This window comes from Mesorhizobium sp. (assembly GCF_004962925.1).
Classification (GTDB): Bacteria; Pseudomonadota; Alphaproteobacteria; order Rhizobiales; family Rhizobiaceae; genus Mesorhizobium.
On record NZ_SUEO01000072.1, the window covers coordinates 773 to 1129 of the forward strand.

The following is a 357-nucleotide window of genomic DNA, read 5'->3' on the forward strand; positions in this document are numbered from 1 at the left end:
TCGCGGTGGTCGAGCAGGCGGCCGGGCGTCGCGATCAGCACGTCGGCGCCGCGCTCCAGCTTCTTGTCCTGCTCATCGAAGGACACGCCGCCGATCAACAGCGCGATGTTGAGCTTGTGGTTCTTGCCGTATTTGACGAAGTTTTCCTCGACCTGCGCGGCAAGCTCGCGCGTCGGCTCGAGAATTAGCGTGCGCGGCATGCGGGCGCGTGCCCGGCCCTTTTCAAGCCGGGTGAGCATCGGCAGCACGAACGAGGCGGTCTTGCCGGTGCCGGTCTGGGCGATGCCCAGCACGTCCTTGCCGAGCAAGGCGTGCGGAATGGCGCCAGCCTGGATCGGCGTCGGTTCGGTGTAACCG

General features: G+C 66.7%; 1 protein-coding gene. It reads right to left on the bottom strand.

Annotated features, from left to right (window positions below; all coding sequences use genetic code 11):
- Window positions 1-357 (bottom strand): DEAD/DEAH box helicase (locus E5W87_RS16175; RefSeq protein ID WP_292399279.1); only part of this gene is annotated, 357 nt, incomplete at both ends.